Source organism: Belnapia mucosa (assembly GCF_016775475.1).
In the GTDB taxonomy this organism is placed as follows: Bacteria; Pseudomonadota; Alphaproteobacteria; order Acetobacterales; family Acetobacteraceae; genus Belnapia; species Belnapia mucosa.
Genome location: NZ_JAEUXJ010000079.1, coordinates 1 through 842, shown reverse-complemented (window position 1 = coordinate 842; position 842 = coordinate 1). Strand labels below are relative to the sequence as shown.

Sequence of the window (842 nt, the reverse complement as noted above, 5' to 3'; positions counted from 1 at the left end):
GGCACAGTCAACTTGTTGTCCTCGAACCGAGCGAGTTGGCAAGCTGAGGACGATGCGGGCAGGGACTTCAGATTGCCGCAGCAACCCTGCTGATCTCTGCCCACATCTCGAACGCACGCGCCCTTGCAGTTCGGTGTTCACTGCCGGTGACATGGTCGCGGCGGAGATGGAAGAGGTTGGCGATCTGATCGTGGGTGGAGAGGAAGCGCTGGGCCTGCCGGGCTGACTTGAAGCGCTTCATCTGCCGCTCTCGTCGTCGCGTCGGTTGGTGCGAATTCTCGGCCCGGTTGTTCAGGGCCTTGTGCTGGCGGTGCTCGACACCGGGCATCACCTCCCGCTTGGCCGCTCCGTAGCTTGGGAGCTTGTCAGTGACCATGACGCGCGGCGCCCGGCACTGCCGCTTCAACAACTTCCGCAGCAGGCGCTTGGCGGCCCGCTTGTCGCGCCGGCTCTGGACCAGCACGTCGAGCACCATTCCGGCCTGATCGACGGCACGCCAGAGCCAGTGCTTTACCCCGGCGATCTTGATAGCCACCTCATCGAGGTGCCACTTGTCGCCACCGCAGGGCAGTCTCCGCCGGATCCGACTGGCAAACTCCTGGCCGAACTTGAGCGCCCACTGCCGGACGGTTTCATGACTGACGATGATGCCACGCGCCGCCAGCATCTCCTCGACCATGCGCAGGCTGAGCGGGAATCGGAAATACAGCCACACCGCTTGGCTGATGACTTCCGCCGGGAAGCGATAACCGGCATAGGACGACTTGGCAGCTGGCAGGCTCATTCCGGCCGTCTACCGGACCGCCCCCGGCCAGCCAAGCCTCGCTCAACCTGACGATGCC

Annotated in this window: 1 protein-coding gene; it reads right to left on the bottom strand. The window is 64.4% G+C overall.

Going from position 1 to position 842, the window contains the following annotated elements; translation table 11 throughout:
• Nucleotides 1-67: 67 nt before the first annotated feature.
• A complete protein-coding gene (locus tag JMJ55_RS30430) occupies nt 68-784 on the bottom strand; it encodes an IS6 family transposase (RefSeq protein WP_202829344.1) in 717 nt (238 codons plus the stop codon).
• Nucleotides 785-842: the final 58 nt, after the last annotated feature.

What these genes read in the sequence shown, in the direction of transcription:
- JMJ55_RS30430 (WP_202829344.1), bottom strand. Translation starts at nt 784, where the DNA reads ATGAGCCTGCCAGCTGCCAAGTCGTCCTATGCCGGTTATCGCTTCCCG.